Origin of the sequence: Actinokineospora sp. UTMC 2448 (genome assembly GCF_024760565.1) — a bacterium.
Lineage (GTDB): Bacteria > Actinomycetota > Actinomycetes > Mycobacteriales > Pseudonocardiaceae > Actinokineospora > Actinokineospora fastidiosa.
Map to the genome: position 1 here is coordinate 3,795,641 of NZ_CP031087.1, position 19,733 is coordinate 3,815,373.

General features: G+C 73.5%; 11 protein-coding genes. 2 read left to right on the forward strand and 9 right to left on the reverse strand.

Translation table 11 applies throughout. The features are described 5' to 3' along the window. Positions 1–4: 4 nt before the first annotated feature. Together Actkin_RS17230 and Actkin_RS17235 are read right to left on the reverse strand one after the other, a co-directional pair. Positions 5–670, reverse strand: a complete 666-nt coding sequence (locus Actkin_RS17230; protein WP_189210559.1) for a response regulator transcription factor — start codon at positions 668–670, stop codon at positions 5–7. Continuing rightward, complete coding sequence (locus tag Actkin_RS17235; RefSeq protein ID WP_189210560.1) at positions 661–1,191, reverse strand: sensor histidine kinase; 531 nt, start codon at positions 1,189–1,191, stop codon at positions 661–663. The genes Actkin_RS17230 and Actkin_RS17235 overlap by 10 nt, the downstream gene beginning before the upstream one ends. Before the next feature lie 137 nt (positions 1,192–1,328). Here Actkin_RS17235 and Actkin_RS17240 point away from each other — a divergent pair, with 137 nt between their 5' ends. Then, positions 1,329–3,194 (forward strand): Hsp70 family protein, encoded by a 1,866-nt coding sequence (locus Actkin_RS17240; protein ID WP_258903397.1) that lies wholly within the window; start codon positions 1,329–1,331, stop codon positions 3,192–3,194. Here Actkin_RS17240 and Actkin_RS17245 read toward each other — a convergent pair. From Actkin_RS17245 to Actkin_RS17260, 4 genes are all read right to left on the reverse strand, one after another. Further along, positions 3,095–6,112: an AAA family ATPase gene (locus Actkin_RS17245; protein WP_258903398.1), complete on the reverse strand. Its 3,018-nt coding sequence runs from the start codon at positions 6,110–6,112 to the stop codon at positions 3,095–3,097. The two genes, Actkin_RS17240 and Actkin_RS17245, sit on opposite strands and share 100 nt — an antisense overlap. Beyond that, positions 6,097–6,672, reverse strand: coding sequence for a hypothetical protein (locus Actkin_RS17250; protein ID WP_258903399.1), 576 nt, complete (start codon positions 6,670–6,672; stop codon positions 6,097–6,099). Before Actkin_RS17250 ends, Actkin_RS17245 begins: the two co-directional genes overlap by 16 nt. Positions 6,673–7,560: 888 nt before the next feature. After that, positions 7,561–9,255: a hypothetical protein gene (locus Actkin_RS17255; protein ID WP_258903400.1), complete on the reverse strand. Its 1,695-nt coding sequence runs from the start codon at positions 9,253–9,255 to the stop codon at positions 7,561–7,563. A 176-nt stretch (positions 9,256–9,431) separates the two neighbouring features. Then, entirely contained in the window at positions 9,432–14,615 is a 5,184-nt protein-coding gene (locus Actkin_RS17260) for a glycosyltransferase (protein ID WP_258903401.1), read from the reverse strand. A gap of 550 nt (positions 14,616–15,165) precedes the next feature. Here Actkin_RS17260 and Actkin_RS17265 point away from each other — a divergent pair. After that, positions 15,166–16,146, forward strand: a complete 981-nt coding sequence (locus Actkin_RS17265; RefSeq protein WP_258903402.1) for a hypothetical protein — start codon at positions 15,166–15,168, stop codon at positions 16,144–16,146. A gap of 600 nt (positions 16,147–16,746) precedes the next feature. On the opposite strand, the gene Actkin_RS17270 is transcribed toward Actkin_RS17265, so the two are convergent. Genes Actkin_RS17270 through Actkin_RS17280 form a run of 3 tightly spaced genes read right to left on the reverse strand, consistent with a single transcriptional unit; the run spans position 16,747 to position 19,720 of the window. Then, entirely contained in the window at positions 16,747–17,058 is a 312-nt protein-coding gene (locus Actkin_RS17270) for an aldo/keto reductase (RefSeq protein WP_258903403.1), read from the reverse strand. After that, positions 17,055–17,450 carry a YbaB/EbfC family nucleoid-associated protein gene (locus Actkin_RS17275; protein WP_189210568.1) on the reverse strand — a complete coding sequence of 132 codons (396 nt, stop codon included), beginning with the start codon at positions 17,448–17,450 and terminating at the stop codon, positions 17,055–17,057. Before Actkin_RS17275 ends, Actkin_RS17270 begins: the two co-directional genes overlap by 4 nt. Positions 17,451–17,467: 17 nt before the next feature. Further along, positions 17,468–19,720, reverse strand: a complete 2,253-nt coding sequence (locus Actkin_RS17280) for a hypothetical protein (RefSeq protein ID WP_258903404.1) — start codon at positions 19,718–19,720, stop codon at positions 17,468–17,470. Positions 19,721–19,733: the final 13 nt, after the last annotated feature.

The window sequence follows — 19,733 nt, forward strand, 5'->3', positions numbered from 1 at the left end:
CCCGCTACCCGTCGATCCGCTGCGCCCGCAGGTAGGCGAGCACGGCGAGCACGCGCCGGTGGTGCACCGCCTGGTCCCCGGGCAGGTCCAGCTTGGTGAAGATCGAGGCGATGTGCTTCTCCACGGCCTTGGCCGAGACGAACAGCTCCGCGGCGATCGCGTTGTTCGTGCGGCCCTCGGCCATCAGCCGCAGCACGTCGTGCTCGCGCTCGGACAGCGCGGACAGCGCCCCGCCGTCGCGCCCGCCGGGCACCTGCACCAGCCGCTTGGCGAGCACGGGCTCGATCACGATCTCGCCGTCGGCGATGCGGGTGAGGGTGTCGTCGAGCACCTGCACCCCAGCGACGCGTTCCTTGAGCCGGTAGCCGATCCGCTCGGTGCCCACCTCCAGGATCCGCATGAGGTAGTGCGTCTCGGCGTAGTGCGAGAGCAGAAGCAGGCCGGTCTCCGGGCGCAGCGCCCGGATCCGCTCGGCGGTGGCGAGCCCGCCGTCGGGGTCCGGCGGCATGCGGATGTCGAGCACGGCGACGTCGACGGGCGTGGTCGCGACGAGCGAGAGCAGGGCGTCGCCGTCGCCCACGCAGCCCACGACCTCGTGGCCGGCGGCCTTGAGCAGCAGCACAAGGCCCTCGCGGAACAGGACGCCGTCTTCGGCAATGGCTACCCGCATCGCAACGCCGCCCGGTAGTGGCGTGGCCCGGGTCTGCCGGGCTGCCGGTCGATGATCCGCACGCGGACCAGTCTCCTCCCCCGCACCCGCACGTGGACAGCGGTCCCCGGGCACAGGGTCTGCAGGTGGTCGGCGACGAGCAGGCCGGTGCGGGCGCGGGCGTCGCCGTCGAGGTCGTGGGCGGGCAGGTCGAGGCGCAGGCGCAGGCCGAGCCGGTCGGCGAGCGAGCGCAGCGCCGGGCCGACGCCCGCGCCCGCCAGCACCGGCGGGTAGATGGCAGCCCCGACGCTCCGGAGATCGTCGAGCGCGCGCTGGAGCGTGGTCTGCGCGGTGTCGAGCCGGGGATCGGCCACCGAGCGGGAGACCATGGCCAGCTCCAGTGCCAGCACCGACACGTCCGCGACGGCGCCGTGGTGCAGCGTGCGCTCCAGGGCGTAGCGCCGGTCGGCGGCGTCGCGGCTCGGCGCGCGCAGGCGCCGCGGCAGCACGCCGCCCCACCGCACACCGCCGATGACTCCCACCGCACCAGCGTCGTTCTCGATAGTTCCTCAGGCAAGGGGTGTCCACCCGACAGCGTGGTAGGGATTCCCCTACCCCCCTTGGGCTGTGCCACGATGGGTGTCGGTGTCGATCACTGAAATGGCCACGAGGGGACGCGATGCGGTACGGAGTGGGCATCGACCTGGGAACCGCGTTCGCCGCGGCCGCGGTGAGCGGACCCAACGGGACCAGGATGGTGCCGCTGTCCCCCGACGTCGTCACCCCCGCGGTGGCGTACGCGGCGCCGGACGGCACGTTGCTGACCGGCGCGGCGGCGCTGCGGGGCGACCCTGATCCGCGCCGGGTGGCGCGCGGGTTCAAGCGGCGGCTCGGCGACCCGACGCCGCTGGTGCTCGGCGGCACCGCCTACTCGCCCGCCGCGCTCATGGCCGCCCAGCTCCGCGAGGTGCTGGCCGCGGTCACCTCGGCCGAGGGCGGGGTGCCGGAGTCGGTCGTGCTGACCTGCCCGGCCGTCTGGGGCCCTTACCGCCGGGAGCATTTCGCCGAAGTGCCCCGGCTGGCTGGCCTGACCGATTTCCGGCTGGTCACCGAGCCCGAGGCGGCGGCGGCGCACTACTCGGCCGAACGACGCCTCGGCGACGGCGAGATCGTCGCCGTGTACGACCTCGGCGGCGGCACCCTGGACACCACGATCCTGCGGGTGCGCCCGGACGCGATGGAGATCCTCGGCACGCCCGAGGGCATCGAGCACATCGGCGGCATCGACTTCGACGAGGCGCTGATCGCGCACGTCGACGAGCGGCTGGACGGGGCGATCACCGCCCTCGACCGCTCCGACCCGGCGCAGGCCGCCGCGCTCGCCGAGATCCGCGCGCTCTGCGTGCGCGCCAAGGAGGAGCTGTCGATCGAGCCGGACGTGCGGCTCGACATCCCGCTGCCCTCGGGAAACCGCGAGGTCACCGTGACGCGGCTGGAGTTCAACGACATGATCCGCCCGCAGGTCCAGCTCACCACGGAGGCGCTGCGCCGCACCATCGCCTCGGCGGGCCTGCGCACCGAGGACCTGTCCGCGTTGCTGCTGGCGGGCGGGTCGTCGCGCATCCCGCTGGTCTCGCAGCTGGTGTCGCAGGAGTTCGGCAAGCCCGTGCGGGTGACCCTGCACCCGAAGTTCACCGTGGCGCTGGGCGCGGCGGCCGTCGCGGCGCGGGCCGAGGACGTGCCCACCCCGGCCGCCGACCCGCGCTCCGGCGTCCCCCGGCTGGCCACGCCCCCGCACGGCGCGCTGCCCGCTCCCCTCGCCGAGGTCCCGCCGAGTCCCGCGCGGCGGAAGTGGCTAGTGCCCGCCGCCGCTGCCGCGGTCGCCGTCGCGGTCGTGGCTGCCACGCTCGTGTTCGTTCTGGGCGGCAGCGAGACCCCGCCCGCCAACGCGGGCACGACGACCACCACGGCGAACGGCGCGCCCCCGGTGGCGGCCACGGAACCGCTGCGCGTCTACGACGACGGCGTGATCACCCCCTACCACGGGCTGGTCGCCTCATCGGAGAACTGGGGCGGCAACGAGCTGAACGGCGAGGGCGCCGCCGAGCAGGCCACGATCTCCGCGGTGTCCGGCGACGGCCTCAGGGTGACCTGGACCGGCGGCACACCCGCCCAGGTCTACCTGCAGAGCAGGCCGGGCGGGCGCAACCTCAAGTCCTATGTGGACGGCAACGGCGCGCTCGTCTTCGACGTGGTCGTGCACACCCCGCCCGCGAGCGGGCTCAAGGTCGCGTCGCACTGCGTCTACCCGTGCGCGGCCGAGCTGCCCGCGACGGACCTGTTCAAGGCCATGAAGCCGGGCGAGCGGTCCCGGGTCGTCATCCCGCTGTCGTGCTTCACCGCCGCGGGCCTGGACCCCACCCGGGTCGACACGCCGTTCCTCGTCTACACCGACGGGGCCTTCGAGGCGACGTTCTCCGACATCGGCTGGATCCCCGGCGCGGCGGCCGATCCCGCCGCCCTGGCCTGCGACGCGCTGGAGTAGGGCGGGGGGATGTCGGCGGGCAGCAGCACGCACAGGTCGTCCATGGTGGGCGCGACCAGCGAGCGGGTGCGCCGCGCGTGGCGGGTGACGGCCTCGTCGAGCACCTGCCGGGCGTAGCGGCCGTTGCCGAAGGAGTCCCCGCGCGGCGCGGCGACGAAGTGCGCCCGCAGCGCCGCGACCGTGGCCCCCGTGCACTCGTATCCCGCGCTCGACGCGTGCTGGTCGACGATCGTGACCAGTTCGTCGGGGGTGTAGTCGGCGAAGCGCACGCGGTGGGAGAACCGCGACGACAGACCGGGGTTGGCGGCGAGGAACCCGGCCATCTCCCGCTCGTAGCCCGCGGCGATCACCACGACCTCGTCGCGGTGGTCCTCCATCAGCTTCACCAGCGTGTCGATCGCCTCCCTGCCGAAGTCGTGGCCGGAGCCCGCGCCGGAGGAGAGCGTGTACGCCTCGTCGATGAACAGGACCCCGCCCCGCGCCCGGTCGAACGCCTCCGTGGTGCGCCGCGCGGTGTGGCCGACGTACTCGCCGACCAGGTCGGCGCGGCTGACCTCGGTGACCTGTCCCTGCGCCAGCACGCCCATGGCGGCCAGCAGCGAGCCGTAGAGGCGGGCCACCGTGGTCTTGCCGGTGCCGGGCGGCCCGGCGAAGATCAGGTGCCTGCCCAGCGACGGCACCGGCAGCCCGGCCGCCTGCCGCCTGCGCGCGGAGGCCAGCAGGTCGACCATGGCGGCGACCTCGGTCTTGACCTCGTCCAGGCCGACGAGCCCGCGCAGCGTGCCGAGCAGCTGCTCGACGCGTTCGGCGTCCACCCGGCCCGCGCCCGCGCCGACGGCCGCGCCGGGCAGCGGGCCGAGGTCCTGCGGCAGCAGGCGGGTCAGCGACACCTCGGACACCGGGTCCTCGTCGGCCAGCCGGTAGGCCTGCCTGCCGATCATCTCCTCGAAGACCTTGCGCGCGGTGCGGCCGTTGCCGAACGCGGCGTCGCGCGGGAGGTCGGTGAAGTAGGCGTGCAGGGCCGAGCGGGTCTCGAACTCCAGCCGGTAGTGGTGGTCTCGGCACAGGCCCTCGACGATGGTCACCAGCTCCGCTGAGGAGTAGTCGGTGAACTCGATGGTGCGGGAGAACCGCGACGACAGGCCCGGGTTCGCCGCGAGGAACGAGCGCATGTCGTTGGTGTAGCCCGCGACGATCACCACGACGTCGTCGCGGTGGTCCTCCATCAGCTTGACGAGCGTGTCGATGGCCTCCCTGCCGAAGTCGGGGCCGGCGCCGCCGGAGGCCAGGGTGTACGCCTCGTCGATGAACAGCACGCCGCCCAGCGCCTCCTGGAACCGCTCGGTGGTCTTCAGCGCGGTGCCGCCGATCACCGAGGCCACCAGGTCGGCGCGGGCGACCTCGACCAGCTGGCCGGTGCGCAGCACGCCGAGCGCGGCCAGGATCCGCCCGTAGAGCCGGGCCACGGTGGTCTTGCCGGTGCCCGGCGAGCCCGCGAACACCAGGTGCCTGCTCAGCGGCGGCGACGGCAGCCCGGCCGCGGCGCGGCGCTCGGCCATCTGGTGCAGCCGCACCAGGGTCTCCACCTCGCGTTTGACGCCGTCGAGGCCGACCAGGCCGGACAGCTCGGCGAGCAGCGCGTCCAGGCCCTCGCGGTCCGGGGTGTCCTCGGGCGGTCGGGGGGTCGGCTCGGGAGCGGTGTCCGGCCGTTCGACCGGCACGTGCTCCGAGGTCGTCATGACGACGTCGTCGCCGCGGTTGTCCTTGACCACGCACCCGGTGATCCCGCCGCCCGCCTTGTCGTGCCAGGCGACGCCCGTGGCGCACTCGCGCACCTCGCCGCCGTCGACGGTGAGCCGGGCGGCGCCGCGGGCGACCATGCCGGTGTCGCGCGCGCCGACGACCCGGGTGGCGCTCACCCGGACGTCGGCCTGCCCCTCGGCGAGCACCCCCGCGCCCGCACCCGAGGTGATCGCGCAGCCGCTGAGCCGCACGGTCGCGGTCCCGGCTGCCACCACGGAATCGTGGCCCGCCTTTATGATGACGCACTCGACGAGGTCGGCGGTCGCGGTGTCGACCACGTGCAGCGCGTGGCCCGCCGCGCCGTCGACGGTGACGCGCTCCAGCTCCGCTGCGCCGTCGCCCACCACGACGACGGCCTGCGCCGCGACCCGCTCCACCCGGCAGTCGCGCAGGACCAGGCGCGAGCCGTCCGCGCAGAGCACCGCCGCTCCGTCTACTTCGGACAGCACGGTGCCGGTGGCGACGAGTTCGCCGCGCTCCTCGGCCACGATCGCGGTGCCGCCGATCCGCTCGACGCGGCAGTTCCCGACCGTCGCCCGTCCCCGGTCGGCGACGAGCACGGCGCCGCGCGCGTCGGTCACCACGCAGTCCACCAGGGCGGGCGCGCCGCCGGTGCGGGCGACGACCGCGGTGCCGCCGATGTCGGTGAGGGTGCAGGTGGTGAGGTCGGCGCGGGCGCCGTCGAAGGCCAGGACGCCCGCCCCGCCGGGGTTGCGCAGCTCGAGGTCGGTGGCCCGGAGGTCGCTGCCGCCGCGCACCACGATCGCGACCTCGGAGTCGGCGCGCAGGGCGCACTCGTCCATCCGCAGCGAGCCCGCGACCACGTCGACAGCGGCCTCCCCGCCCCTGTGGGCAAAGGCGATCCCGCACACCTCGGCGTGCTCGGCGGTCAGCTGGAGGACGGGCGCGCCGGCGGCCTCGACCCGCACCTCACCGGCGGCGGACAGCGTGACCTCGCGGTCGATGACGACGGACTCCTGGTAGACGCCGGGCCACACGGAGATCACGTCCCCGGGGCGGGCGGCGGCGATGGCGTCGTTGATGGTGCGGAAGCAGTCCGGCTCGGTCGGGGACACGCCGAGCACGGACCGGGTGCCGGTCAGCCTGCTCGCCACAGCGACCCCTCCTCTGCGGCCGGGCTGAGCGCGGCCCGGACCCGATGCCGCTCCAACGGGCTCAGCCGCCCCGGCGGCGCGGTCACCACGGCGTGCTCGACCAGACCCTGGTCGGGGGCGACGAGGTGCCGGTCGAGGAAGTACCCGCTGGCGGCGGACCAGACCCAGGCCCCGTCGGACCGCAGATCGGCGGGGACCACGTCGGCGGGGCTTTTGGCGAGGACGTCGGGGAGGTGGTTCTCCGCGGCCATGACGACTTCCCCGCCGTCGAGGAAGTCGAGCAGCTTCTGGCGCTCATCCGCGTCGACGACCAACTCGCGCGCCGGGGAGAACCAGGGCCCCCGATTGGCGGAGGCGCCGTCGAACACGGGCGCGACCCGGACGGGCCGGGCGGGGGTGGCCGACCAGAGCAACACGGCGGACTGCAACGCGGTTTCGTGGTAGTCCGGCAGACGGGTGTCGGCCCCGAACACCTCCACTCGCGGGATGGCCCCCGCCGCAGTGAGGGCGTTCTGGACCTCCACGGTGACGGCGGTCAGCACGTCGTCCTCGGCCTGCACGAGATAGACCCGGTCGGTCCCGTCCCGCGTAACGGCCCAACACGCCTCGGTCCCCCGCTGACCCGCGACGGCAGCCACGGCGACCCGGTCGTACTCATCGCGCCCGTCGGGCGAGAACCGGTGCTGGGCCGGATGGCTCTGCAGGGCGGCTCTGAGCAGCCCGACCAGCCGATCACGCTCATGCCCCGACTCGGCGAAGCCCGCTCCTGCGCGGCGGTCACGGGGCTGAGACCGCCCGCCGCCACCCGAAGCAGCACCCTGCCCGGGCTGGGCCATCTCATCGCCCGAGGAAGCCCCAGCCAGACCGGCAGGACCCTCCCCCGAAACCAGACGGCCGCCACCCTGCACGGGCGCCTGGGTGGTCTCGGGGACCGAGCAAGCATCGACCACACCAACCTGCCCCGCAGGACCATCCCCCGAAAGCCAGCGCGGTCGCTCAGCTTCACGCGGAACCTGACGGTCGCTGCCCTGAGCGGGCGGCTGGGTGGGGGCGGCGGCGGGCCTGGTCTGTCCGTCGGTGCCCATGTCCAGGAACGGGCGGGGCCGCACGCGTTCCCCCGAAACCCCGGCTTTCCGATTTCGGGCGCGGGTGGGCTGCCATGGCGTCTCATCCTGGCGTTGGCTGGCGCTGGCCTTGCCTTCACCGCTGGCGCGCCCGGTCCGGGCTGGCTCGCCTGCGGTGGGCGGCCCGGCCGCCTGGGGTGATGTGGCGGGGTGGGCGTCGTGCGGGAGTGGGTTTCGGGCGGTGGTGAGGGCGGTGAGGAGGCTGGTCAGCCGGGCCGTGTCGCCCTCGGCGAGCACTTCGCGGGCGATGATGAGCCAGGGGTCGGGGGCGTGGCCTGCGAGGGCCAGCAGGTGGGTGTGGAGTTCTTGCATGTCTCCTCCTTCTCAGGCTGCGGGCAGCGCGCCGAACCAGCGGGTGGGGGTCGGGGTGGTGGTGGGGGGTCGGGTGGCTGCGGCGGCGCGGAGGCGGGTGAGGGCGGTGTCGGTGGGGGCGCCGTCCTCGGCGAGGAGCAGGCGGCTGTGCTCCACGGCGAGTACCCGGAGGCGGGTGTGGGCGGGCAGGACGGCGTCGCCGTCGCCGAGGTCGTCGAGCCTGCGGGCGGTGGTGGTCCAGATGAGGGCTTCGGCCGGGCCCACGGGCCGCGTCACCCGGGCGGGCAGGGCGACGACCGGGGTCGGCAGCCGGAGGACCGCTCCCGTCTGGGCGTTGCTCTCCTCCGGAATGCCGCGCACGACAACACCGCGAAGAGTGGGAAGCCTGCGCAGTCCGCCCGCGAGACAACTGTGGAAGTCCGCGTCGTAGAAGGCCTGCGGATCGTCGGCGAACACGTGGACCACGGCGAGTTCCGCCAGGAGCGCGGGATCGTCCCCACCCGCCCGCAGTCCGGGCCGCTCGGACAGCAACCTCGTCACCGTCCGGACGGCGATGTCGTACCGACTCCCCAACGCGGCCCGCACCCGCTGCCGCTGCTCGGGAGTGCTGTGCGCGTCGATCGGAACCTCGACGGCCGCGCGGGTCGCGGCGGCGGGGAGAGCCCGCGACGGGGCCGGGACAGCCGTCATCGCGGCGGTGACCTGCACGGCGGCGCGGGCGGCGGGCGGAGCGACCGCCGATACGGGCGTCAGCAGGGCCGGTGCCAGCGACACCGCTGGCGAACTCGATGCCGGAGCGGCCGGTGGCGGACCGGTCTGGGCAGCAGCCTGCATCGACGCCACCGGGGCAAGCCGCCTTGTTCGCGCGGCCACCGACGGCGCCACCGCCGTCACGGTCGTCGACGGCACGGAAGCCTGCGGACGGGCACGGCGGGACGGCATCGCGCTGGCCGTGCCGACGAGTGGATTCGCGGGCAGGACCCGTCCGTCGGCGGTGACCACCACGCGACCGCGAGGCGGGTTGCCCACATCCGCGTACTCCACCGTGACGTGATCCCGCACCTCATCCGGCAACGCGCGCAGTACCGCCTCGACAACGGACGCCGACGCCTCGGCGACAACCACCATCCGCTCCCCGCCCGCCATCCGAGGCCACTCCCCCGCCCGGGAACCGTGAATCCACAGCCCCGACGGCGTCTGGGTGACGTGCTCGCCCAAGTCCTCCGGCAGATACCGCTGCCACCACGGCTCCGGATAACGCGGTCCCGTCCGCACCCGCGGCCGCCCCGGCGCGTACGCCGCCCACCCCAGCCCTCGCCCCGACACGAACACCGCACCGCCCTCGAGCGCGACCAGCTCGCCCTCCGGCGCCACGACCTCCACCCCGAGTCGGTCCGCGAGCAGCCGGGCAGGCGGCGGCGCGCCATCCGCGCCGACCGCGCCCCAGTAGGGCGCGAACACCCGGATTCCCCGCTCCCCGCCGACGACCTCGGCGAGATCCGCGACAACCCACGGGTCCAGCCGGGTCAGGGCCGCCATGGCCGACGCCCCCACCACAACCGGCGTCCGCCCCGCCTCCCCGACCAACCGCTCGGCCAACTCCACCGTGTCCCCGGCCCCGCCGACGACCACGGCCGTGCCGACCCGCGTGACGGTGATCGCGTCGTCCATCGTGTCCTCCTCATCCACCACCGACACGGACGACACGGCCACGAGGGTTCAACCAAGGGGCTGATCGCGACCACCGAAGCCCACCGCTGGTCAGGTGGAGGGCTGGTTGCGCGGCTCGCCCGCACGCCGTCGCCACCACAGGAGCCGCGAGCACAATGCGCGCGCCGAATCACCGACAACACCGCCGTCTCTGCATGGCCCCCACGAGCAGGTCAGCCCGGCAGGGGCCTGCCCCGGGGCGGGAACCGCAGGGTGCGGGGTTCCTCGAAGTCCCCGCCGATCACCTGGGCCACGACGTCGCGGCCGGTGATGGCCGCGAGGTCGGCTGCCAGTTCGGCGGTGACCGCGGCGCCGATCAGGCGGAAGCCGTCGAGCCCCGGGACGAGGCTGGCCGTCGTCCCGCGCACCGGGATGACCTCCCCGGCCTCGGCCGCGACCTGGATGCGGTGCACGTCGACATCCCGCCGATGCGCGGCGAACCCGTACGCGTCCTGTTCGACCAAGCGCGGCGCCGCGGCGTCCAGGTCATCCAAATAGGACATCCAGTCCGGGTCAGGCGCCGACCGCACGCGCGCGTACTCCGCCGCCTGGTCGCCGAGGGTGTCGGGGGGCTCCGGCGGGTCCACCCGCTCGGGCCCCAGGACGAACCGGGCACCGCCGAACAGCGCCGTCAACCGTGCCCTCACCTCCGGCGGCAGCTCGACGTACGCCGTCTGCTGCTGCGTGCTCCCCGACGGCTGGAACTCGTACTTCGCCGACACCACCCCCACGTCCGCCGGGTCCAGTCCCAGCAGATCGAGGGCCGCCAGCCAGGCGGGCACCCGCTGGGCGGCGGGCAGCGCGTCGATGGCCTTTGCCGCCGATGGCAAAAGCAGCACGCCCGGCCTGCTCGCGAAGTCCCGGTGCAGGTCCGCGACCGCGCCCTTGACCGTGTCGAGCACCTTGCGCCCGTCCACCGCGGCGGGCACCGGGGACAGCCAGCTCTGGGCGGACTCCACGCGCACCACGTCGTCCGGCACGGACGGGAACGTGTCCTTCGTCCGTCCCAGCTTCGGGTCCACCTTGATGCCCGCGCGCCGGGCCAGCTCGTCGAAGGTCGTGATGTCCGGGCCGGTCCGGAAGATCGTCTCGTTGCGGGCGTTCTTGGTCTCCTCGATCCGGTCGCGGGTCGCGGGCGGGAACACGTCCCCGGTCACCGCCGGGCCCCGCCCCTCGGACCCCGCCACGATGTCGACGTACGACTTGGACACGTTCCCGCCGATGATGTCGAGCAGATGCCCCGTGCCCGGCGCCTTGGCCACCGCGATGAACGCCGAGTTGTTCACCCGGTTGTCCCGGTCGAGGGAGACGCCGAGCCCGAACGGCTCGCCCGCGATCCGCTGGACCGCGCCTGCGAGGTCGCCGTGGACCAGGTTGTCCCCGTCGGTGTAGACGCCGCCGAAGCGGTCGAGGACCTCCAGCCGCAGCAGGTCGCTCGCGGCGGCGTACCCGCTGCCGTTGCGCCGGGACCGCTCGGCGCGCACCTCGGCGTCGAAGCGCATCGGGCTCTCCGCGGTGAACACCTCGTCCACGTTCACCAGGCGAATGCCGTTCTCCGTTGCCCACTCCAGCATTCCCGCGACCTCGCGGGCGCGTCCGGTCAGCTGCTCGACGTCCTGCCCCCGCACCGCCTCGACCTCGGCGCGCGGCACGTCCGTCCAGACCACGAAGTCGAAGTCCGGCTGGTTGCGCCTGCTCTGCGCGACCGTGTCCATGAAGGCCGAGCGCGGGCCGGTGTCGGGGAACAGCGGGCCGCCCAGCCAGATGCTGTGCACCAGGTGCGGGATCTTCCGGCGCTTGGGGCCCAGCCGGGTGTCCGCGGTGGTCCACTTCCCGGTGGTCACCTTCGCCTCGTCGAGGCGGTCGAGGCTGGGCCGGGTCGAACCGGCGGGCGGGTGCGCGTCGAAGTGCGGCTTGGTCATGTCGATGGTGGAGAAGAACGCCGCGCGCTTGTCGGCGTGCAGGCCGGTGTAGTCGAACCCGTGCGCCCAGTCGGGGGCGGGCGGCGCGACGCGGTCGCCGAAGACGTCCTTGCCCAGCGGTGACGGGGTGGGCGTAGCTCGTTGCTCGCCGCGCAGCACGTCGGTGATCTCGTCGGGGGTGAGGGGGTGGGTCGCTAGGTCGCGGGCCGTGGTGTCGGGCTCGTGCCGGGGGCGTCCGGACTTCTGCTGGTCGAAGTGGGTCTGCGTGGGGGTGGGGTCGACGGTCGACGGGGCGTGCAGGGTGGCGTGCTCGCTGACCGGCAGGTGGACCTGGCTGGTGGTCATCCGGTCGATCATCCAGAGGTACCGGGGCAGCACGACGGGCGTGCTGTGCGACGTGGTGCTCATGATGCCGCCGTCGCCCTCGCGGACGTTGTTGAGGCGGGGCTCGTAGCGCACCTGCTTGTCGCCGTTCGCGTCGCGGTAGACGATCTTGTGGGGGGCGCCGCTGTTGAACACCCGCTGGTAGTCGCGGCCGCGGTCGCGGTACTCGTCGGGCAGTCCCAGGTAGTGGCCGACCTCGTGGGCCAGGGTGACCGGGGGAACGCGGGTGCCCCACATCTCCTCGTTGGCGCGGTTGTTGTTCTCGACGTCGACGACCACGTGCGCCGCGCCCGGGGTGTCGACGAACTCGAGGCGGACGTGGAGCTGGGGACCGGACGGCAGGCGGTATCCCTGGTTGAACAGGGCGTCGACGCCGAGGCGGGCCTTGTCCTTCATGTCGGTCACCTGGTCCGGCGTCACCGGCTTCTTCGGGACCAGGTGGAGGCGGACGGTGTACTCCTGCACCAGGCGGCCGGGCTCGACCTCCATCAGCCGGACGTCGTACCTGACGGTGCCGTGCACGTAGTCGGGATTGGTGCGGGTGGCGTCGCGGACCATGCCGATGTCGGTGAAGTCGACCTTGCGCACGGTGGCCTTGGCCCGCAACGACTCCCAGGACCGGGGCGGGAGCGGGTCGGACCGGGTGAACCACGGCGCGCTTCGCAGGGTCGACCGCCCCCATGCCGGATCGTGCTGCGGCTGGTGGTTCGACGGGGTGGGCGTGGTCTGGGGCGTGCTTTGCGGAGCGGTACCGGGCGACGGGGCGGACCGGGAGTGCGGGCTGCGCTCCACGGGACTGCCGGGGAAGGCGGCGGTGATCCTGTCCACGACGCTGTCAGGCACACCGGAGGCTTGGTAGAGCGACACGTGCGTGACGGAATCGGGGCGATCGCGCAGGAACAGGTCGATCGTGGCGTCCCACGCTGCCGGACGCTGGCTCACAGGCAACTTGTCGATGGCACGCTTGGCGGAGGCGAGGTGCACCACGCCGTGGCGGGCGGCGTGTTCGCGGTGCAGGTTCTGCACGGCCCCCTTCACGGCGTCGATGACGGTCCGCTCGTCCATGACGGGGGCAGGGGTGGCGGGACCGGGCTGGCCGCTGGCGGGAGCGGGCTGCGGGCCGCTCGCGGGAGCAGGCTGCTGAGTCGCGGGCTGCTGGCCTGCGGGCTGGCTTGCAGAGCGCTGGTCCGCTGGCGCCTGGCTCGCTGACTGCTGGTCCGCTGGCGCCTGGCTCGTTGACTGCTGACCCGCCGGAGGCTGAACTGCTGGCCGCTGGCCCACGGGCAGGTTTACCGGCTGCTGGCCTGCTGGCGGCTGGTTAACCCGGTGCTGACCTGCATGCGGCTGGTTCGCGGGTTGCTGCGTCGCGAGCGGTTGGCCTTCCGGCTGATGGCTTGCGGGCGCTTGGCCTGCTGGCGGCACTGGCTGCTGGTCCGTGATCGGCTGCTGGCTGTCCGCCGGGTCGTGGGGCCTGCTGTCGGTCGGCTGTTGGTCGCCGGGTCGCTGGTTGGCGGTCGGGGCGGGCTGTTGGCCATGGCTCGGCTGTTGGCCCTCGGCTGGGGTGGGCTGTCGGTCGCCACCGGACTGCGCGGGGACGCGCGGTGGCGGGTCGCCGATCAGGCCGGGTTGCGTGCTGCGCTGTTGGCCTCCTGCAGAGCTGGGCTGCTGCTCTGCCGCAGGACCGGACTGCGGACCCGCCTCGGGGCCGGACTGCCGGTCTCCTGCAGGGGCGGGTCGCTGGCCTCCCGCCGAGCTGGGCTGGTCGTCGGTGGGTTGGGTTTGGGGTTTGTCCAGCCAGGCCTTGGCCGAGTTGGAGACCACCACGTCATACGGCACCGCTGGGAGGTTGTGGCGGCGTCGGTCCTGGATTTCGTCCAGGGGGATGTTCAGGCGCTCGGCCAGGCGTTCGAAGGTGCGGCCGTCGGGGCCCGTTCGGCGGATGATCTCGTTGCGGGGGGCGTCTTCCAGGAGCTTGCCCGTCAGGTTCGAGGGGGAGAACTCCGGGAAGAGGGCGCTCATCGGCTTACCGGCGTTGTCGCCGGTGATGTCGAGGTATTCGCGGATGCCCTTCGAGCCCGCGGCGGCGATGATCGTCGAGTTGGTCAGGTGGGGCGACAGCGCGCCGGTGCGGCCGATGGCGAGGCCGTTGGGGTCGCTGGCGACGTGGTGGAACACCTCGGTCAGCTGGCCGACGATCTCGTTGTCGCCGTCGACGTACATGCCGCCGAAGCGGTTGAGGATCTCCAGGCGGAGGATGTCGCTGGCGGGGGCGTAGCCCGTCCCGGTGCGACGCGAGCGGTCCGCGCGGGCCTCGGCGTCGAAGCGCATCGGGTTGTCCGAGGTGAATACCTCGTCGATGTTCACCAGGCGCACGTTCGCCCTGTCGGCCCAGTCCACCATCTCCTTCACGGCGGCCTCGCGGTTGCTGCGCGGCGTCTGCCGGGCGGCGGTGATCTCCGCGCGGCTGACGTCCGTCCACAGGACGAACCGGAAGCCGGGGTTGCGGGCGGCCCCGGTCTCCACGTTGCGCTTGAACTCGGCGTCGCGCAGCGGGCCGCCCATCCAGATGCTGTGCACGATGTGCGGCACCTTCTGGTTCTTCGAGAACGGCCCGGTCGAGCCGAGCAGCGGGGGGACGCCGCTCTTGGCGATGCTGACCCCGGCGGTGACCCCCGACTCGTCGCTCGGCAGCCGCCGAGGCTTGAGCGCGTCCCGGGACGGCGGCGGGTTGCGCAGGTCGATCAGGTCGAAGAACGCACCGCGCTTGTCCGCGTGCAGGTCCTTGTAGTCGTAGCCGCGGGTGAAATCCGGCGGCTTCGGCGGCGTGCGGTCCCCGAACGCGTCGGTACCCAACCGCGCGTCCCGCCGCGGGGAGCGCTGGGGTTCGAGGCTGGCGATGAGCTCGTCCCTGGTGAGCGGGTTCGTCGCCGGAGACCGTTCCCCGACCGGCGCGTCCTGCGGCGCCTCCCTCGGCCTGCGCGGGGTGCTCGCAGGCCCCGCAGGCTCCCCGATGGACGCCGTGGCCACCGCAGGCTGTTGCGACGGCGTCATCTCGGGCACCGCCGTCGACGACACCCCCACCGACCCCTTGCCCCCAGGCGCGGTCCGACTAGCTTCGGTCGAGGGCATGGAGCGGGCGGCCGGCTGGGCCGGGGCGCTGGCAGGACGCTCGGCCGCCGGAGGCGCCTGCTGCGCACCCTGCCGCACCCCACTCTCCGACGAGGTGCTGGGGACGTCCTGCCGCACGGCTGTCGGGCCGACGGCAGGCTGAGCGACGGTCCCGGTGCTGTCGGACGACACCTGAGATGGCGCGTCAACGGTCGACACCGGACCACTGACGGGCGGCGGGAAACCACCGGGGGTCGTCGGAGCGACCTGTGCCGAGATCGGCCCACGACCATCCGAGCGGCTCGTGCCGTCGGAGTGACCAGTATCCGTACCGTCGTGAGGGACGGGGGCCTCGCTCCGACGCCCACCACCGCTGTCCGACCGATCCGGCTGGCCAGCCCCATCGACACCCTGCCTCGGTCCCGTGCCATCCCCCGGCAACTCCGTCCCACGACCGCCCGACTCGCCCGGCGAAGTCGAGGACGTTTGCGAGGTGGGCGAGGTCGGGGAAGTCGGCGAGGTCGGCGACGTCGGCGAGGTGGGCGAGGTCGGGGAAGTCGGCGAGGTCGGCGACGTCGGGGAAGTCGGCGAGGTCGGCGACGTCGGGGAACTCGGCGACGTCGGAGAGGTCGGCGACGTCGGAGAGGTCGGCGACGTCGGAGAGGTCGGCGACGTCGGAGAGGTCGGCGACGTCGGAGAGGTCGGCGACGTCGGAGAGGTCGGCGACGTCGGAGAGGTCGGCGACGTCGGAGAGGTCGGCGACGTCGGAGAGGTCGGCGACGTCGGAGAGGTCGGCGACGTCGGAGAGGTCGGCGACGTCGGAGAGGTCGGCGACGTCGGAGAGGTCGGCGACGTCGGAGAGGTCGGCGACGTCGGAGAGGTCGGCGACGTCGGAGAGGTCGAAGAGTTCGAAGAAGTCGGGGAAGTTGGGGAAGTTGGAGAGGCCGGGGAGGTTGGCGATGTCGAGGAGGTTGGTGAGGTAGGCGATGGCGGAGAGGTCGGCACCGGCGGTGGGACCGGTCCGGTGGCGCCGTCGGATCCCACCGGCTGCCCAAGGCCCTCCGTCCCTTCCGGACCACCCGTCGGGTCTGGGTTCGCACCGTCCCCCTCAGGACGCCGGGGGTCGTCCGGGGTGCCTCGGCCGTTGCCGCGTAGTGCGCCGCCGATTTCGCCGCCCAGGGCGGTGCCTGCGCCGGAGGCGGCGCCTGAAGTAGCGGCGAACGGGTTCATGTCGAACTCGCCCTCGGTGGCGTACTTGTACGTCGCCTCCGTCAGGGTCTCCTGCAGGCTCTCGATGCCGGTCCCGATCACCGCCTTCGGGACCGCCCCATGCCAGTTGTACCCCGTGGCGATCTTGCCCAGCAGGCCGTCCAGGCCCTTCGTCGTCAGGTTCGACAACGCGCCGCCCAGTGCTCCCAGGGGGACGCCGAGGGCCGCGCCCAGGGCGCCGATGGCCGCGGCGGTCTTCGTGTAGTCGGTGTTCCACTCCGTGCGGTTGCCCGTGGCGAACTGGATTCCCTGCGCGGCCGCGTCGATGACCAGCTGGAACGCCACCCCGAACACCGCGGCCTGGGCGAAGCGCAGCAGCAGGCGGCCCAGCAGGGTCTGCAGGAGGAACCGCACGATGGCGATCCGGGCCGCGAGCCAGACCATGCTCGCGCCCGCGGTCCAGAACGCCATCGCCGTCGCCCACGCGATCTCCGCGATCAGCGCGATCACCGACAGGATCGACACCAGCTTGACGTACTCGACGTCCAGCGCCAGCTCCCGCAGGAACTCCGCCAGCGCGCGGAACCGCTCCTCGGCGACCGCCAGGTGCCCCCCGCCGCCCTCGACGAACGGCGCCATCCGGTCGGCGAACGCCTGCTCGGCCTGCCCCAGGAACGTGGACCTGATGGTCGCGACGGCCTGCGCCACCTGCGGCGCCAGCTGCCCGAGACCCGCGGCGGCGGCGTCCCAGGCGTCGGCGAGCGCGCGCAGCTGGTCCTCGTTGGCGTCCGGCCATTCCTCGCCGGTGAGGACCTGGAACATGGTGCGCACTTCGTCGCTGACCATCATGGCCATGATGGGGCTCCTACTGGTTCCGGACGGACGAGTCCGCCTCGTTGCTGGTGTCGACGAAGACCCGCGCGGTGTCGAAGGTGCGGCCACCGGCCTCGCCGAGGACGTCGACGAGCAGGGCGAGGAAGCGCAGCGCCTCCTCCTCCCCCGGCTTGTAGCCCTGGTCGAACTTCTCGCCCATCTCGCCGGTGCCCCCGGCGCCGCCGAGGGTGAACACGACCGAGCGCAGGTCCCCGTAGATCCGCTGGGCCAGCCGCGCGGTCTCCTCGATGTTCACCCCGCCGCCGCGCAGCGCGTCGATGTCGACGGTGAGCCGGTCGGTCACCGCCCCCACCGCCCGGCCTCGTCGACGGCCTCGGCGACCATCGTGGACAGCTCGGGGCCGACGTCGCGCAGCCGGTCGAGGTCGATCCCCTCGGGCATCAGACCGGCGACGGCGCTCGCGGCCGCCTCCGCCGCCTTGTCCTGCGCCCTGGTCACCACGTCGACGACGCGCGCCGCGAGCTCGCCGGGGGCCAGGTCGCGCCAGCGGCGGCCCGCGAGGGCGATCTCGGTGAGCCTGCCGCGGCCGTCCACGGTCGCGGTCACCATCCGGTCCTCGGTGGCGGCCGACGCCGTCACCTCCCCGACGCGGCCGAGGGCGTCGGCGATCTTCGCCTGTTGCGCGCGCAGCTCGGCCAGCGCGGCGGCCATGTCGTTGTGCAGTGGGGTGAACATCATCGTCCCTTTCGGAATCAACCGGTGCCGGACTCGGTGGCCTCCGCGCCCTTGCGCGTGGCCGCGGTCCGGCCTCGGGGCGCGACGGATCGCACGTGCACGTGGGTGGGCGCCAGCGGCTCGTCGGCCTGCGGCCCCTCGCCGCCGGGCCTGCCGATGACGCCGGGGCAGCCGTCGCGGTCGGCGCCCCAGACCTTCTCGTCCTCGGTCAGCCAGGTCTGCCGCTCCCGTTCGCGGTCGTTGCCGGAACCCCCGCCGGGACCGCCCATCCCGCCCATCATCGGCGGGAAGAACGGCATCCCGCCCAGCTGGTTCGCCCCGCCCTGGGCCGAGGGCGCGGTCGGCGGGCCGTCGGGCCCCGTCCCCGGGACCCGCTCGGACCAGTCCGACCAAGCCCGGTCCGTGCCCTGGCCGTCAGCTCCCAGCCCGTCGGTGCCCAGCCCGTCCGTGCCCAGCCCGTCCGTGCCCAAGCCGTCGGTGCCCAGGCTCCCGGTGCCCCCGGCTCCCAGCCCGACGCCCTCCCCCAGCGCCTCGGGGTCGAACCCGGGACCGCTGCCCGGCGACGAGCCCGGCCCGAAGCCCAGCCCGCCGTTCGCGTCCCCCTTGCCGGACGGCTGGAACCCCGGCAGGTCGGTCACCGGCTTCAGGGGCGGAACGACATCGGGCGACCAGCCGTCGGCGTCGTCGGGGTCCGGCGCCACGTCGGGCGCGGGCGGCTTGGGCTCCACCACGCCGTCGACGATCCGCCGCCCGCCGGGCGAGCCGCCCAGCGGCGGCACGACCAGGGGCGGCGCCATCCCGCCCGCCGGATCGACCGGCCGCCCCGTCACCGGGTCGATCGGCCGCCCGGTCACGGGGTCGATCGGCCGCCCCGTGACCGGATCGATCGGGTTGCCCGTGACCGGGTCGATCAGCTGGCCGGGGAAGCGCGCCGCGCCCTCGGGCAGCGGCGCCACCTTGAACCGCTCCCCGCCGGGCCCGGAGCCGCCGTCGGGACCGCTCATGCCGCCCATGGCGTCCGGCATCCGGATCGTCGACCCCGACGTCAGCTCGGGCCCGCCACCGTTCGGCCCGCCCTTCGGGCCACCGCCACCGCCGCCCATCGGGTCCAGCTTGAACCGGCCGTCGCCGTCGCCGCCCTTGTCCTTCTTGTCGTTCAACAGGTCCTCGAGGTTCGGCGGCGGCGGCATCCCGCCGCCCCCGCCCCCGCCGCCCTTGGGCAACGGGCTGCCGACGTTGGGCGGCGGGTTGTGCACCAGCTCGCGGAGCGAGCGGGCGGCGTCCTCGTAGGAGCGCGCAAGCACGGTGCTCATCGGCTGGGCCACGGCGTCGAGCTTGTTCAGCTCCGCGCGGAGGTAGTCGCTGATGGCGGCGTTGAACTTGTCCCACGTCGCCCGCTGCCGCAGGTCGCCGGACACGGAGGTGAGGCCAGAGGGGAACTGGACGCCGCCGACGAAGGCGTAGGAGTGGGAGTCGTAGGTCTGGAGCACGTGGGCGATCCACTCCTCGGCGGACAGCCCCAGCGGGTTGCCGTCGTCGAGGTAGTACGGGTCGCCGCCCTCGCCCTTGTTGGCGAGGAACAGCCCGCGCTTGCTCAGGTAGTTCCGGACGTTGGCCATGATCGCCCGCGCCGCGTTCGCCGCGCCGTTCAGCAGGAAGGCGTTGGACTTCCACCAGGCGTTCGCCATGTTCTGGCCGAACAGGCCGAGCCACTGCGCGGCGTTGCGCAGCCCTTCCGGCGTCGGGGGCCTGCGGGCCAGGAAGATCTGGCTGCGCAGGTCTTCCAGGGTGAAGGCGAGCCGCCGCAGGTTGACCTGGATGGCGTACGCCGCCTTGCCCTTGAACGCCGATCCCTCGCCGGAGAGGCTCGTGGTCCACGTCCTGACCGACTCGGAACTGGTCCTGAGCCAGGACACGTACTTCTCCACGACCGCGGCGCTGTCCCACAGCCGCTGGACGTCCATCGTCCCGAGCTTCCCGGCGAACAGCTGGTCCGCGACGCCGTTGATCTCCTCGACCATGGTGCGCCAGTTGTCGAACGCGGCCATGTTGAGGTCGACCCCGAAGTAGTAGGTCTTCCAGGCCCGGTAGTGCCAGGAGTTCTCCGCGCTCGGCTTGTCGGAGAACAGGAACCACGTGTGCTGGCCGCCCGGCGCTCCCCCGGTGTTCACCTGGCCACGCAGGTCGGGGCCGGTCCCGGTGACGGCGAACAGGATCTGCTCGAACGACGATGCGGAGAGGTCGTCGCCCTCCGGCAGGGTCACAGGCATGGTCTTTCCTCCG

Excerpts from the sequence above, each read along its gene's own strand:
- Actkin_RS17230 (WP_189210559.1), bottom strand. The coding sequence starts at position 670 with ATGCGGGTAGCCATTGCCGAAGACGGCGTCCTGTTCCGCGAGGGCCTT.
- Actkin_RS17240 (WP_258903397.1), top strand. The coding sequence starts at position 1,329 with ATGCGGTACGGAGTGGGCATCGACCTGGGAACCGCGTTCGCCGCGGCC.
- Actkin_RS17260 (WP_258903401.1), bottom strand. The coding sequence starts at position 14,615 with ATGACGCCGTCGCAACAGCCTGCGGTGGCCACGGCGTCCATCGGGGAG.
- Actkin_RS17275 (WP_189210568.1), bottom strand. The coding sequence starts at position 17,450 with ATGTTCACCCCACTGCACAACGACATGGCCGCCGCGCTGGCCGAGCTG.
- Actkin_RS17280 (WP_258903404.1), bottom strand. The coding sequence starts at position 19,720 with ATGCCTGTGACCCTGCCGGAGGGCGACGACCTCTCCGCATCGTCGTTC.